The organism is Roseobacter phycocola, from assembly GCF_042055075.2.
In the GTDB taxonomy this organism is placed as follows: domain Bacteria; phylum Pseudomonadota; class Alphaproteobacteria; order Rhodobacterales; family Rhodobacteraceae; genus Roseobacter.
Genome location: NZ_CP194010.1, coordinates 891,118 through 905,675 on the forward strand (window position 1 = coordinate 891,118; position 14,558 = coordinate 905,675).

A 14,558-nucleotide genomic window follows, 5' to 3' on the forward strand; every position below is an offset into this window, starting at 1 on the left:
TTGAGCGGTGGGATTTTTCTGCCGCTCAGCCATTTTCCTTCTCATCAAGCCAGGCGCGGATGATCTCACGGTGCCGCGCCTGGTCATAACTGCCGAAGTGACCACCATGTACGGTGCGTACAGGCAGATCATAGAGCCGGACCATCGACCGGTAATAGTCACCCGCGTCTGCATGGTAAGTGTCTTCGATCAGCGGGCCATCATAGACAATATCGCCGGAGAAAAGCGTCGCCGTTGCGGCCTCCCAGAGCGCGATTCCACCTGGTGAATGACCCGGTGTATGGATGACGTCAAAATGCCGGTCACCCAGGTCAATCACATCGTTGTCCTCCAGCAACCGCGTGGCAGGCGCCGACCGCACAGTATAATCAGCTGAGGCATAAGGCTGGGGCGGCAGCGCATCAAAGATGTCGTCGGTCACATAAGGATCTGCCAGCGTCGCGACCCGCGTCGGATCCGCGATAATATCCGCCTCAAGCCGGTGTACGCACCGGTCGGGAAATTCGTGATGACAGCCGATATGGTCGAAATGTGTGTGGCTGGCCACGGCGGTCAGATCGCGTTCTGTCACCAGCGGCACCCATTCCCGCAGCGACACAACACCCATGCCGCTGTCCACCAGCATATCCCGGTCCCGGCCCCGTACATGCCAGATGTTGCATCTGTAGAATGTCTGGATAAAGGGCTCGTCGATCAGTGTGATGTCATCGGCAAAACGCTTTGTACGGTACCAGTCCTTTGCCTCAATGCGGTCCATGTCCTAGTCCTCTGCTGCGAATACGCTGGCTGCATCATGATCGGCGTAAAGCCGGATCGTGTCACCGGGCGCTGCTGTCCTGTCGGGGGGCAGGTGGGCGACCAGTGTCAGGTCGGGGGCTGCATCGGGTTGCAGGTGCGCGCGGATATGTGTGCCAAAGAAGGCAATATCCCTGATGGTGCAGGGACCGGTATCAAGCGCGCCCGGGCTGTCCCGGAATGCTTCGGGACGGATACAGATCACCGCCGCCTGACCACCCTGGCCATCCGCCGGCAGTGCGCCCAGAGCCGAGCGGGCAGAACCGGCATCGAACTTTGCAGGGATGTGGTTCATTTCACCCATGAAATCAGCCGTAAACAGGGTAGCCGGGGTACGGTAGATCCGGGCGGGCGGTCCCTGATCCTCGATCCGGCCCGCGTTCATCACAACAATCCGGTCTGCGATCGCCATGGCTTCCTCCTGATCATGGGTCACATGCACGAAGGTTGTGCCGATCTGGCGCTGGATGGCCTTGAGTTCGTCCTGCATGGCGCGCCGGAGTTTCAGATCGAGCGCCCCGAGCGGTTCATCAAGCAGTAACACGTCCGGCTCAACAGCCAGGGCGCGCGCCAGGGCCACGCGCTGCCGTTGCCCGCCGGACAGCTCATGTGGCCGGGCCATCGGTGCATGACCGAGCCCCACAAGTTCGAGCATCGCAGCGGCCCGTTTGTGCCGCGTGGCACGCGCCTGACCGGCCATGCGCAGGCCAAAAGCCACATTGTCCCGCAATGACATATGCGGAAAGAGCGCATAGTCCTGAAACATCGTTGTGGTTGGCCTGCGTGCAGGGGCGACATGTGTCATGTCCTGCCCCCCGATCAGCACATTACCCGCCGTCGGCATGATGAAACCGCCCAGAACGGACAGCAGGGTGGTCTTGCCGCAGCCCGAAGGCCCGAGCAGCGTGACGTATTCTCCGGCGCCGATGTCGAGGTCGATGTCTTTCAGAGCGTGAAAATCGGCAAACCAATGGTTCAGACCGGTCAGGGATACAGGGGCTGTCATGAGCGCCGCTTTCTGAAAACAAGGATTTCGAGGATCAGGACGACGGTGACCGAAACGAGGAAAACAAAGCTGCCGATGGCATTCAGACGCGGCGACAGACCGGATCTGAGCATGGACCAGATCTCGACGGGCAGGGTGACGTCAAAGCGGGTGAGCAGGAAAGAAATGATAAACTCATCCCAGCTAAGCGTGACGGACAGGAAAAAGGCCGCGGCAATTGCCGGTGCCAGCATCGGTACCGTCACCAGCGTGACGACCCGGAATTCACTGGCGCCGAGGTCACGCGCGGCGCGTTCTGCATTCTGCTGCTGGGCGCCCATCGACGCGTAAATGATGGCAAAACACAGGGGCAGATTGATCACGACATGGCCAATGCCAGCGGTAAGGAGCGACAGCCCGAGGCCTGTACGCTGAATGACGATGAGCAGCCCGAGCCCCACAATCAGGTAACTCACAGTCAGTGGCGCGATCAGCAACCCGCGCATCAGCGCGGACCCGGGCAGAACATGACGCGCAAGGCCATATGCCGCCAGAAAGCCCAGAACGCAGGCAACAGTAGCAGACCCCATCGCTACCATGAGCGAATTGGCCAGGGCCTGCGTCACATCGCTGTCACTCAGAATGTCGCGGTACCATCGCAGTGACGGCCCCTCAAAGGGCGGTACGGGCAGGCGGCCGTCCTGAAAGGAAAACAGCACCAGGGCTGCGACCGGCAGGTAAATGAAGACAAAGGCGATCAACAGGTAAAGCCAGGGCAGCAGGCGCATCATATCCGGTCCAGCCTCAGCCACCGTGCCGACAGCAGATAAACCAGCGTTACAATCGCCATCAGTACGATGGCCAGGGCCGAGGCCAGCGGGAAATCCGCGCGGCGGCCCAGCTGGACCATGATCACCTGTGGCACAGTCAGTTCGGTGTTCCCGCCCAGGATCTGCGGCGTGACATAATCGCCGATGCACAGCACAAAGGTCAGAAAGGCACCCGTGACGATCCCGGGCAGGGTGAGCGGCAGGATCACATGCCGGAAGGTCTGGAACGCGGAGGCTCCCAGATCCATAGCTGCACGCCGGTAATTTGGGGAAAGCTGCACCAGATTGGCATAGATCGTCAGCGTCAGCAGCATGACGAAGAAGTGCACAAACCCGGTGATCGTTGCAAAGCGGGTATTCGCGAGCGTCAGCGGCTCGGAGATGAGCCCGAGCGTCATCATGGTCTGATTGATCACCCCCTCGCGCGCGAGCACCAGAAGCCAGGCGTATGAGCGCACGACATAAGACGTCCAGAACGGCAGGATCGCCAGCAACAGTGCCAGCCGCTGCCAGCGGGCCGGCACGTGGAACGCGATGATCCAGGCCAGCGGATAGGCCAGCACCACGGAGACCAGCGTGACGGTTACGGTGATCTCCAGCGACACCATAATGGCGCGCCACAGGTACGCTTTTTCCGTCAACTCAGCATAGTTGGCGAAGGACAGGCCCCAGACAAGTGTGCGCCCTTCAAGGGTCGCGAGGCTCATTGCGCCCATCACCACAAAGGGCAGGACAAAGAAGGCCAGTGTCCACATCAGGGCCGGAGCGACAAAACTCCAGCCCCGGCGTTGTTCGCCCGGATGGCTCACTGCTGGAGCGTGTCGAGCCAGAGGTCCTGCATTTCAATGTCGAGGTCCGTGTCGGGCGCGGGATAGAGCTGTGTCCGCGCCAGATAGTCCTGCTGTTCATCCCACCGCAGCACCGATTTCTGGTCGTCCGACAGGAAATCGCCTGCTTTGGCATTGGCGGGCATGCCCCAGAAGCAGGAGGATGTGGCAAGACGCGCCTGACCTTCGGGGCTCGTGATATATTTCACGAACTCAAGGGCCATGTCCTTGTTTTCGCTGCTTTCCAGCACGCCGATAGACTGTGCCCAGCGGACGGCACCCTGATCCGGAATGGTCCAGGTCAGCTCGGGTTGTTCTTCGGCGAGCACGGCTGTGAGCCATTCACCGCCGCCAACAACAATGTCCACTTCACCGGTTGCCAGCGCTGTCTGTGCGGCAACGACGCCGGCAACGGACGCAGCCCGCGACCGCATCTCACCCAGCGTGCCGCCGATCGTGTCCAGCGATCCCTTGTCGAGGCCTGCGGTCTCAATGCCGTTCGCGATTGCGGCCAGACCCATCACCGGCAGGTAGTAGTCATAGATGCTGATACGCCCGTCATATTTTTCGGACCAGACAGTCGCCAGGTTCTGCATATCGGCAGGGTCAACCTTATCCGCGTTATACGAGATCGTGTTGTATCCGAACTTCTCGGTGACAGCGTAGGTTACGCCATCCACGATGTTGTTCTCTGCCATGACAACCTCGGGGAAAAAGTCACCGGTTGGCAGGTCTTCGGCAGGCAGGGGGGCCAGAAGGCCCGCATCAACGGCCCTGAAGACGTCGATACCGTCGATCACAAGCACATCCCAGTCACCGGGTCGGGACTGTTCCAGCAGCGCCAGGGCGGCCCCGGTACCCTCGTATTCGCGCAGGTTCACCTTGACGCCGAATTCCTGCTCAAAAGGTTCGATCAGGCCCGGGTCCGTGTGATCGCACCAGACCAGCGCGTTGATTTCCCCCTCTGCAAGGGCAGCACCAGTGGTCAGCGTCAGCGCGGTGGTGCCCAGCAGGGCAAAAGTCAGTCGGCTCATATTCTGTCTCCCATGTTCATGTCGGTGCTGCGCTTTGGCCGCAGCTTTTGAAAAAAGTTGAAGCTATTCATTATTTCAGTCAAGACTTGTTGTGAAATAAGCCGGGAAGCATGGATATCAAATGTCCGGGTTGCGTGAAAAACAGAAGGCCGACCGCCAGGAGCGCATTCTGGGGGCTGCCGTACGCATGTTCCGGGCAAGCGGTTACCGGTCCGTCCGAATCGAGGATATCGCGCGCGATGCCGGCGTCTCAGTCGGCACTGTCTACAATTACTATCAGAACAAGGGCGACATTCTGATCGCGGTTGTTGCCATGGAAGTCGAGGAAGTGCTTGAGGCAGGCGCAGCCATTGTGGCCGATCCACCAGAGGGTGCCGGAAGCGCGCTGCTGACGCTGATCTTCAGTTATTTTGATCACTCGCTGGAGTATCTGTCCAAGGAGATGTGGCGCACTGCAATGGCCCTGTCCATTGAGGCACCGGGAACCCGCAACGGCCAGCGCTACAGCGCACTGGACGACCGTCTTGCGCAACAGGTCACTGATCTCGTGCGTGCGCTGCAGGCGAGCGGAGAGGTGGAGGCCAGTCACGACAGTGAGGCACTGGGCACGCTGCTCTTCAACAACCTCAACCAGAACTTCATCGACTTTGTGAAAGAAGACGCGATGACACTGGAGACGCTCCGTCAGCGGGTGGCGCGCCAGACAGGCCCCGTTGCCGCAATGATTTCGGCGTACTGATCTCCGCCTCTCAGCGAAAGGGGCGCATGTCTCTCAGTTCCAGCGGGTCCGCGTCTGCCGGCACATATATCTCATGAAACCACAGAGGTTTATCGCCTGCTGAAAACCCTCTGATCTGGCAGCACAGACCGCGTGTGCCGGAGGGCAGCTCAAGCCTCAGGCAAAGCGGGTCGGGAATGGCCGAACAGACCACCCGGTTCGTGATGTGTTTGGTCGATACACCAAAGTCCCGCCGGACCACGGCATGCAGGTGCACCCCTTCGAGGGCTTCGGGATTCCGGTCGGCCAGTGCGCCGTAGCGCGCACCGGACAGATAGAAGCGGCTGAGTACGCGGAATCGCCCGGCAACGTCGATTTCACGTTCAATCCGGACAAACCGGGGGCCATCGTTGAGAAACCGGTTCCATGGCCCGTCCGGTCCGACCAGGCCGAGATCCGTCACCCGGCTGAAGGCCGGAAAGACCGTGTTGTTTTCAGGGTCCACAAATCGAAATTGCCAGAGATCAAAAATCTCTGTGGTTCTTTCGGCGATCAGGGTGCCGCGGCCCGCGCGTCTGTCGATGACACCGAGTTCAGACAGCGCACGCAGGGCCTTCTGTATGGTGCCAAGGCTGAAGGGCAGTGCCCCGGCCAGGTCTGTTTCCGTCGGCAGGCGGTCACCCGGAGCCAGGATACCGCCCTCCGTCAGGTCCAGAATGGCCTCGGTCAGCAAGCGATGTTTGGCCAGAGCGGGGTTGGCCGAATGCTTTTTCTCAAGCTGGCGTGCGATGCTGTTCAGTGCTGCGTTCATATCCAACCGGTCATCCAGAATGCTCATTACTATATAGTAACTATACAGAGTATGCCTTTACTATGTAAGAATTGGAATCGCAGGTGACAGTGGGTCTGCGCGTTTCAGGGGGGCATGCCATGGATATCCGCGAACTTTTTATTGACGGTCAGTGGTGTGCTGGCAGTACGGGCGAAACAATCGGTGTGGAAAACCCGGCGACCGGCGATATCGTCGCTCTGGTTGCCTGTGCCAACAAAGATGATCTGGACCGCGCGCTGGCCGCTGCTGATGCCGGGTTCCGGCTCTGGTCGCGTACCTCGCCCTGGGATCGGGCGAAGGTTCTGGACCGGTGTGCTGCGCTGATCGAGGAACGCATCCCGGAGCTTGCTGTTCTGATGACGCTGGAACAGGGCAAACCGCTGGCCGAATCCAGAGGAGAGCTGGACCGGACGGTCGATGTTTTCCGCTGGTGCGCGGGCGAGGCCATCCGCGCCTATGGCCGGCTTCTGCCGCAGCGGGGCCGCGGCATGCGCCAGACGACGATCAAGGAACCTGTAGGTCCGGTTGCAGCTTTCGCGCCCTGGAACTTTCCGGGTGTCATGTTCGGGCGAAAAATCGCTGCCGCACTAGGGGCAGGGTGCTCGCTGATCATCAAGCCATCAGAGGAATCGCCCGCCGTTTCTGCGGGCATTGTCCGTGCTTGCCAGGATGCAGGTGTTCCCGCGGGCGTGCTGAACATGGTCATGGGCGATCCTGCGATGATCTCAGACTACCTTATCCGGTCACCGGTCATTGCCAAGGTGTCCCTGACGGGCTCAGTTGCCGTGGGCCGACAGCTCAGCCGGCTGGCCGGTGAGTTGCTGAAGCCCGCGACAATGGAGCTGGGCGGGCATGCCCCGGTCCTGGTTTTTGACGACACAGACGTTGAAAAAGCGGCCAGAATGACCGCCGATTTCAAGTACCGGAACGCGGGCCAGGTCTGTCTGGGGGTCAGCCGCATCTATGTTCAGGACGCTGTTTATGAACAGTTTTTAGAGTGTTTTTGCGAACGGGTGAACGCGCTGAAGGTCGGTGATGGTATGCAGGATGGGGTCACTATGGGCCCGCTCGCCAATGCGCGTGGTGTGCGCAGCATGGAGGCGATCATGTCTGATGTGGCAGATCGGGGCGGGCGCACGCTTCTGGGCGGGAACAGCGTCGGCAACCGGGGGCATTTCTGGGCGCCGACTGTTGTCACCGAAATCCCCGATGACTGTCACATCATGACCCGGGAACCCTTTGGCCCGGTCGCACCGGTGCTGCCGTTCACAGACTACGATGACGTCATCCGGCGCGCCAACAGTCTGGAGTACGGGCTTGCAGCCTATGCCTTTACCCGATCGCTCGACGTGGCCACGAATGTGGCAGATGATCTTGAAGCCGGATGGATCGGCGTGAACAATTTTTCACCCGCGCTTGCCGAAGCGCCGTTCGGCGGCGTGAAAGACAGCGGGTTCGGATATGAGGGCGGGCCTGAAGGCTTTGATGCCTATTGCAGGACGCGGTTCATCAGCCAGGCCAATATGGACGACTGAGCCACCGGGCTGACCCGAAACCAAAACGGATCCTACGCAGAAAGGAACACAGATGTCCGACACGATGCCCGCAATGACGCCACCCGAAACAAACAACGGCGCACTGCGCGATCCGATCGCCCCGGAGCTGCTGGGCACAGCGGTGCTGGACAGAACCGGGTCCTTTGAGGCAGGCAGTTATCAGAGTTTCACGCTGACCTATACCGCGGGGCGGTTCGGTGTTGATGACAGTGGCAGCCTGCGGATCTGTTTCCGTTTTGCGACGGATCAGACAAATCCACAGTTCGATGACCCGGCAGCCCCCGGCTACACCGAGGTTGTTGCCTCGAATAATGCGGTCCTGCAGTCGCGGTTCGATCCCAAAGGCAACATCAGGCCTTGGGACAGAACCCTGCAGATCAAGGTCGTGCGCGGATTTATGAAAGAGGGTGACACGATCACAGTGCGTTTTGGCGTGACGGATCACGGCGGACCGGGCATGCGCCTGCAGACGTTCTGTGAAAGCCGTTTTGAGTTCCGGGTACTCGTGGACCCGATTGCGACTTATAACTTCCAGACCCTGCCGGATCAGCCGGCGATCTCTATTGTGCCGGGTCCACCCGAAACATGGGTGGCGGTGGTGCCGTCAACTGTCGTGCCGGGGGAGGCCTTCACGCTGAAAATCAAAGGTGAAGATCGTTGGGGCAATCCTTCGGATCAGGCCGCTGCCCGCCTGGTACCGTCGGCGGATCAGCCGCTGGACGGAATGCCCGGGATCATCGACATCGCGCCGGGCCCTTTTGCCACGGAAATACCGGGGCTTGTCGCCCATAAAGAAGGTCTGCTCAAAATCTCGCTCAACAGTGAAGACGGTACGCTGGTCGCTGTCACAAATCCGTCAAAGGTGCGCACGGCGCCGGAGCTGCGCAGTTACTGGGGCGACCTGCATGGCCAGTCCGATGAAACGCTGGGCACAAACAGCGCGGCTGACTATTTCGCGTTCGGCCGGGACAGAGCATTCCTTGATGCCTGCGCGCATCAGGGCAACGATTTTCAGATGACGGACACGTTCTGGCGCGATCTGAACGTGGTCACGGCCCACTTTGACGAGCCTGGCCGCTTTGTGACACTTCCGGGCTATGAATGGTCCGGCAACACGGCGCTGGGCGGGGACAGGAATGTCCTTTTTCCCGTGGAGGGCAGGACAATGCGCCGGTCCTCGCATGCGCTGATCGAGGATCAAAGCGACGCCGGCACCGACTGTCACACCGCGGGCGAGCTTTTTGAGGCCTTCGCGGCGCACGAAGAATGGGATGTGATCTGTTTCGCCCACTGCGGCGGCAGATATGCGGATATCACGCAGGCCCATGACGGCCGGTTTGAGAAATCCGTCGAGGTGCATTCGGCCTGGGGAACCTTTGAGTGGATCGTTCAGGACGCGTTTCGCAGCGGGTATCGTGTTGGCATTATTGGCAATTCTGACGGGCACAAAGGACGCCCTGGTGCCAGCTATCCGGGTGCGGGGTGGTTTGGTGCAGTGGGCGGGCTGACCTGTTTTCTGATGCCTGAACTGACACGCACTGAGTTGATTGGCTGCATCAACCGACGTCACCACTACGCGACAAGCGGTGGGCCAAACGGCCGCATCCGCATGGAAGTTGATGCCAGGTTTGACATGCCTGCAACCCTGTACCTTGATGATCCGGATCTGGTCCCCGACGCGCGGACTGAGCCATGCACGCAGGCCATGATGGGCGACATCGTGCACCTGGCGGAAGGTGACGTGCAGCTGAGCCTGCACGTCGATGCCGGGGCCCCGGTCCGGCGGATTGATGTATTCAACGGGCTGGAACACCTCGAATGCATTCTGCCATTCGCTGCGGAGGAACCGGGCAACCGGCTTGGCGTTCTGTGGGAAGGGGCCGAATACCGCGGTCGCTTCCGGGCCGTCCCCTGGGACGGCAGCGCACGGTTTGAGGGCGCCGAGGTTGTCTCAGCAACACCGGTCAATTTCTTCAACCGGGACAAAACGCTCGACCTGAGGTCGGACAATACGCTGTCCTGGCAATCCGTAACGACGGGAAACCATGCGGGTTTCATCGTTGCGCTGGATGAGCATGACGACGGCCTTATCCATATCGAAACGCCCCTGATCAGCGAAACGCTCCGGTTGTCGGACATCGGGTTCAGCGACACGGTCCTCGATGCTTCGGATATCCTGCCGCGGGGCATCCGTCTGTTCCGCCTGCCGGCCGAAAACGTGCATCGCAGTGTTACGCTGGAACGCCGCCTTACGCCCAGTGAGGGTCAGGATAACCCTTACTACTTCCGGATCACACTGGAGGATGGGACACAGGCGTGGTCCAGTCCCGTCTACGTGCTCCGCAGCACAGGGAGCTGAGCAGGGCACCTGAAGTTGTGATCCCGGCTGCAGCATTGCTGTCGGACGCTGCAGCTCGTTCCTCGCAGTGGTCCGGCACCGGGTTTTAGGAGCGGCCGCATCTGCAGACAGATACGACCAGTCTCATTGGCACGGCAGGAACCAGACCGTCAGAACAGAGCAGGGTCAGGCCGCTCTGGCACTTACGCCGGGCGCAGATGCTGCCGGCCCTTTTTGCTCTGAGACGCTCGCAGCGACCAGACGTGCTGTTGCGGCCGAAAGCGTCCAGCCGAGGTGCCCGTGCCCGGTATTGTAAAACACGCCAGGCGCTTTGCCGCGACCGACACGGGGCAGCATTGAGGGCATCATGGGGCGCAGCCCGGCCCAGGGGGTCACGTTTTCTGTCGAAACGCCGGGGAAATGACGCTCGCACCATTCGGTCAGGGGCCTTATCCGGTCCGCGCGGATATCCCGGTTGGCACCGTTGAACTCTGCTGTGCCCGCGATCCGGAAGCGGGTTGCGCCAAAACGGCTCGCGACGATCTTGGCACGGTCGTCCAGCAGGCTGATCCAGGGGGCAGCTGCCTGACTTTCTGCATCTTCCAGTGCGACGGTGACTGAATACCCTTTGACCGGGTAGATATTGACCCGGTCGCCAAGCTGACGGGCGAACCCGCGGCTTTGAATGCCGGCGCTGACGACGACTGCGTCAAAGGTCTCAGGGGCACCGCCCGCAGTGACGCTGACCGCTCCGCCCTGAGTGGTCAGGCGTGTGACGTCGGACCCGAACCGCAGATCGGCACCACGACGGGCACAGGCGCGCGATAACCCCATGGTGAATTTATGGATGTCGCCGGAACTGTCTGATTCTGTGATGAAACCGCCGATGATGTCCCCCTGCAGAGCCGGTTCCGCTGCATGCACTTCTTCTGCTGAGATTTCGCGGCGGTCGAGCCCTCCTGCGCGGAGCAGGTCATTCACCTTCCGGGCATGTTTCAGGTCTTTCTGACGGTCGTAGAAATGCAGAATACCGCGGCGTTCGAGGTCGAAATCGATGCCTTCACGGTCCGCCATTTCGAACAGCACGGCGCGCGCCGCGATGGCGAGCCGCACTGTTTCGATGGTGTTTGACTTATAGTTAGGGATGTTCGACAGAAACTCTGCCATCCAGCGCATCTTGTGCAGGGTGGGGGCCGGGTTCACCAGAAGCGGCGCATCTGCCTGAAGCATCCAGCGGATGCCTTTCAGAACTGTGCCCCACTGCGTCCAGACTTCGGCATTGGAAGCCGACAGCTGGCCGCCATTGGCAAAGCTTGTTTCCATTGCCGCATAGCGGTTGCGGTCGAACACAGTGACTTCAAAGCCCTCGTTCAGCAGTTCGTAAGCGGTGGTGAGGCCGGTAACACCGGCGCCGATAACAGCAACTCTCGACATATGTCTATCCTCGCACGGGCGGCCGCAGCCGCATGCCCCCTCCGTGCGTGGAACCTGAGAGTTTCACCCGTTGCCGGGCTTTCTCCTACGGTGGACCCCGTCGGGGGCCGCTTTCCGGAGTGTTTCAGCCATACCGGTCCTGGGACCTGAGAGTTTCCGGGGCGGTTGCTCCTTCGGCGACGGTGACCCGTCTTCTCCCGGCATGGCCTTGCTGAGTGCCAGTTAGTACCCGCTGTTGATTCGATCAACCAAAATGTACGCGGCGACAGACACTGTTGTGTGACGAGGGCGCCCGGTCAGTTCGGGCTGTCCAGCGCCATTTTGCCGGGGGGTCAGCAGATCCCGCCACAGACGGCGTTCCGGCGTATCGTGTCAGGCGGGGGCGCCCTGTGCCTGTGTTTCACGCGGATGCACGCTGGCGGCCGCTTCTCTGAGATGGCAGCCCAGCAAAACCAGCGAGGGCCACATCAGATAGACCTCAATTTCGATGTTCTCTCCGAATGAGAGCAGCAGGAAGGTCAGCAGAATGCCAAGGGGCAGGCGGCCTCTGGGATTGTTGGTCGCGTCGATTGTCACAAAGATGAAGTGCGCAACAAACGGGACGAGGAAGGCCAGGAAACCGGTGACGCCTTTGACGAACAGCAGAGCGTACCAGGTGTGGTGGCTGCCGATGGGCATGTATTCGACGAGGTGAGGTCCGGGCTGAACGGTGCCGTGACCGAACCAGACCGCGTCATTCTGCCAGCGTTCCCAGGCAATACGCTGGAGTGTTTCGCGCACCCGCGTGCTGTCGGCGCGGGCACCTTTGAACCCCTGGACTGCGGCGACCGCCATGTCATAGGCGAAAGCACCCCAGACGGCGGCGCTGGCGGTAATGGTTGAAACGGCAAACCATGCCCAGGACCGGGCAATCAGCGGAAGCAGCCGCGGTGCCATAGTGCATGCAACCAGCCCGACCAGACCCATGCGCGATTTGGAGGCAAGGATCATGAGAACGCCCGCGCAGACACCGATAAGCATCCATCTGCGCTGTTTTTCCTCCAGCGCGAACAAAACCATAAGGATGCCAAGGATCGCCGCAAAGGGAGACCAGGGGGCATAGAACTGCCAGCGTGCGGTCCAGCTGGCGGGGTCAAAGGTGTAGAGATAAACGGTGAAATATTCCGGACCCGGCCCGCCCACGGCTTTGAAGGGAGAGGTGAATATCCGCTCCGGCAAGCCGAGGTACGGCGCGGCGAGCAGGGCAGGCGCCAGTATCAGCGTCCAGAGGCCGACGATACACTGCGCGCGGATCAGAACCTCGCGGCGGATCGGCAGAACTGCGCCTGCCAGTGGAAACAGCGCGAGCAGTGCCCAGCCTTTGGCCCATCCAATGGATGATTTGATGGTTTTCATCATGCCAAGATCCCAGTCCATGTGACCGGCCCAAAGCGCAAAGAGCATGACCGCCATGCCTGCAAACCAGAGCCAGATCAGCCCCGGCACCGGGCCCGTCGGGCGCAGATCCGCGCGGATTGCCGGCCCCAGATAGAGAGAGAGCGCTGCCAGGCCTGCCAGAACCCAAGCCAGAACCGGTCCGACAACATAAAGGGCTCCGATGGCATAGAACGGCCATGTCCACGTCAGCGTCGACCAGACGATCCTTTCGGCAGGTCCTTCGGGGCGGACGGTCATGCGTCATCCCCGGTTTCCGGTTTTGCCAGCAGACGCGACAGGATGGACTGCCGGATCCAGGCGATGACAAGACCGCCGATCAGCAGCAGTGTCGCGGCAAGGCCTGCTGCGATGGACAGTTTGCGGCGCGGAGAAGAGGGGGCTTCCGGCAATGACGGATCCTCAAGCACCTGGACGAGCGGATAAGAGGCGTAGACATCCGTTTTTGTGGATTCCGAGCGTGCGATAGCAGAGGCGAATACAGCTTCGGCGACTTTGAAGTCTCGCTGCTTGTCTTCCAGTTCGGCGGCGAGAGGCGCGAGTGCCGCCAGCCGTGCTTTCTCGCCGGCAACCTGCTGTCTGAGGGTCGCAACCCGCTGACGGAGGCCTTTGCGCGCGGTGTGCTCTTTTACAAGGCCGCTGAGCAATGATGCCCGTTCGCCCTGTGGCGCGCGGTCCAGCCCAGCAAGCGACGCTTCGTCAAGGCCAGTGACCTCGGCAGCGTGAGACTGCGCCGCCTGCCGCGCGCCTTCAAACGCGTCGCTGGCGCTGATGTAATTCGGGTGGCGCGGCCCGAAGCTGGCCTGTGCCTGCGCCAGAAGCGCTGAATGACGGGCAATGTCCTCTGTCAGGGCCAGGTACTGGCGGTCAGCAAAGAGTTTCAGCGTCGTGGCGGCGGTCTGTGGCGGCAGTCCAAGCGCGGCTTCCAGCGCGTTCACTGCTTCGTCACGTTCACTCGCTTCCGCCTCAAGCCGCAGGAGCTGTTCTCTGAGGCGTTCATGCGCGGCCACCTGTTCGGTGTACTGAGCCGCTGTCAGAAGGCCGCTGCGCTTCTGAAGCTGCGTGATTGTCTCCCGGATTTCGGCAACAGCTGTCGTGTATTCCGCGATGGCACTCTGCCCGCTTGTCTCACGGGTGGCGATTTCGTCAGCGCGCAGCGCGTCGATTTCATCAAAAAACGCAGCCAGCAGGGCATCGGCGTGGGCGCGGGACAACTCCGGCGTGCCGGCCTTCATCGTGATGTGTATCAGGCTTGTCTGGTCCACCAGGGTGACCCGTGGCTTGCCGAATACATCATTGGACACGCCCATCTCTTTTGCCGCTGCCGTCAGGATCCGGTCAGCGCTGATCAGACGTTTGTAGGTTTCGGTCGGGCTGATTGAACCATTCGAGAACGCCGAATTGGCGTAGGAAGACGCCTGGCCGATATTGTTCAGGTTGACGGAGGCTGAAGCGCCCGACCCGGGAAGGATCAGCGAGGCATGCGAGGTATACTGCAAAGGCGCAGTCGCCAGATATCCCGCAATCGGCGCCCACAACGCACTGGCACCCAGCAGAAAAACAGCGACATAACGCGGGAGTCGGCCGGCGTCAGACAGGCGGCCCCCGACAATGAGGCGCCGCCAGCCCAATGACCGAAGGGGGCGTCTGGAGATTGCGAGCCAGCTCAGCCGGCCGTTTGTGGCATCGGAACTGGGGTGATGAATATCGGACTGAAACATAACGTACCTCGTGAACTGATCACGTGATATGATGCCCGGGCTGCTGTGTCTCAG

12 protein-coding genes and 1 riboswitch are annotated in these 14,558 nt (G+C 60.8%); of the genes, 3 read left to right on the plus strand and 9 right to left on the minus strand.

Annotated features, from left to right (window positions below):
• Window positions 1–25 precede the first annotated feature (25 nt).
• Genes AB4K19_RS04350 through AB4K19_RS04370 form a run of 5 tightly spaced genes read right to left on the minus strand, consistent with a single transcriptional unit; the run spans window position 26 to window position 4,471 of the window.
• The gene (locus tag AB4K19_RS04350) at window positions 26–757 is read right to left on the minus strand and encodes an MBL fold metallo-hydrolase (RefSeq protein ID WP_375230694.1); all 732 of its coding nucleotides are present in this window, start codon (window positions 755–757) and stop codon (window positions 26–28) included.
• Window positions 758–760: 3 nt separating this feature from the next.
• Window positions 761–1,801, minus strand: a complete 1,041-nt coding sequence (locus AB4K19_RS04355; RefSeq protein WP_436399164.1) for an ABC transporter ATP-binding protein — start codon at window positions 1,799–1,801, stop codon at window positions 761–763.
• The gene (locus AB4K19_RS04360) at window positions 1,798–2,571 is read right to left on the minus strand and encodes an ABC transporter permease (protein ID WP_375230696.1); all 774 of its coding nucleotides are present in this window, start codon (window positions 2,569–2,571) and stop codon (window positions 1,798–1,800) included. Before AB4K19_RS04360 ends, AB4K19_RS04355 begins: the two co-directional genes overlap by 4 nt.
• Window positions 2,568–3,419 (minus strand): ABC transporter permease, encoded by an 852-nt coding sequence (locus tag AB4K19_RS04365; RefSeq protein ID WP_375230697.1) that lies wholly within the window; start codon window positions 3,417–3,419, stop codon window positions 2,568–2,570. Before AB4K19_RS04365 ends, AB4K19_RS04360 begins: the two co-directional genes overlap by 4 nt.
• Window positions 3,416–4,471, minus strand: a complete 1,056-nt coding sequence (locus tag AB4K19_RS04370; RefSeq protein ID WP_375230698.1) for an extracellular solute-binding protein — start codon at window positions 4,469–4,471, stop codon at window positions 3,416–3,418. The genes AB4K19_RS04365 and AB4K19_RS04370 overlap by 4 nt, the downstream gene beginning before the upstream one ends.
• Window positions 4,472–4,592: 121 nt before the next feature.
• Here AB4K19_RS04370 and AB4K19_RS04375 point away from each other — a divergent pair, with 121 nt between their 5' ends.
• The gene (locus tag AB4K19_RS04375; RefSeq protein ID WP_436399167.1) at window positions 4,593–5,210 is read left to right on the plus strand and encodes a TetR/AcrR family transcriptional regulator; all 618 of its coding nucleotides are present in this window, start codon (window positions 4,593–4,595) and stop codon (window positions 5,208–5,210) included.
• Between the two features lie 10 nt (window positions 5,211–5,220).
• On the opposite strand, the gene AB4K19_RS04380 is transcribed toward AB4K19_RS04375, so the two are convergent.
• On the minus strand, window positions 5,221–6,027 hold the full coding sequence (locus tag AB4K19_RS04380; protein ID WP_436399169.1) for a GntR family transcriptional regulator: 807 nt from the start codon (window positions 6,025–6,027) through the stop codon (window positions 5,221–5,223).
• 92 nt (window positions 6,028–6,119) lie between these two features.
• On the opposite strand from AB4K19_RS04380, the gene AB4K19_RS04385 reads away from it, so the two are divergent.
• On the plus strand, window positions 6,120–7,556 hold the full coding sequence (locus AB4K19_RS04385) for an NAD-dependent succinate-semialdehyde dehydrogenase (RefSeq protein WP_375230701.1): 1,437 nt from the start codon (window positions 6,120–6,122) through the stop codon (window positions 7,554–7,556).
• A gap of 52 nt (window positions 7,557–7,608) precedes the next feature.
• Window positions 7,609–9,936 (plus strand): DUF3604 domain-containing protein, encoded by a 2,328-nt coding sequence (locus tag AB4K19_RS04390; RefSeq protein WP_375230702.1) that lies wholly within the window; start codon window positions 7,609–7,611, stop codon window positions 9,934–9,936.
• 165 nt (window positions 9,937–10,101) lie between these two features.
• On the opposite strand, the gene AB4K19_RS04395 is transcribed toward AB4K19_RS04390, so the two are convergent.
• The 3 genes from AB4K19_RS04395 to AB4K19_RS04405 form a co-directional block, all read right to left on the minus strand.
• Window positions 10,102–11,349, minus strand: a complete 1,248-nt coding sequence (locus AB4K19_RS04395; RefSeq protein WP_436399171.1) for a D-amino acid dehydrogenase — start codon at window positions 11,347–11,349, stop codon at window positions 10,102–10,104.
• Between the two features lie 124 nt (window positions 11,350–11,473).
• A riboswitch (glycine riboswitch) is annotated at window positions 11,474–11,559 on the minus strand.
• A gap of 162 nt (window positions 11,560–11,721) precedes the next feature.
• Window positions 11,722–13,023 (minus strand): O-antigen ligase domain-containing protein, encoded by a 1,302-nt coding sequence (locus AB4K19_RS04400; protein WP_375230703.1) that lies wholly within the window; start codon window positions 13,021–13,023, stop codon window positions 11,722–11,724.
• Window positions 13,020–14,504 (minus strand): GumC family protein, encoded by a 1,485-nt coding sequence (locus AB4K19_RS04405; RefSeq protein WP_436399174.1) that lies wholly within the window; start codon window positions 14,502–14,504, stop codon window positions 13,020–13,022. Before AB4K19_RS04405 ends, AB4K19_RS04400 begins: the two co-directional genes overlap by 4 nt.
• Window positions 14,505–14,558 lie beyond the last annotated feature (54 nt).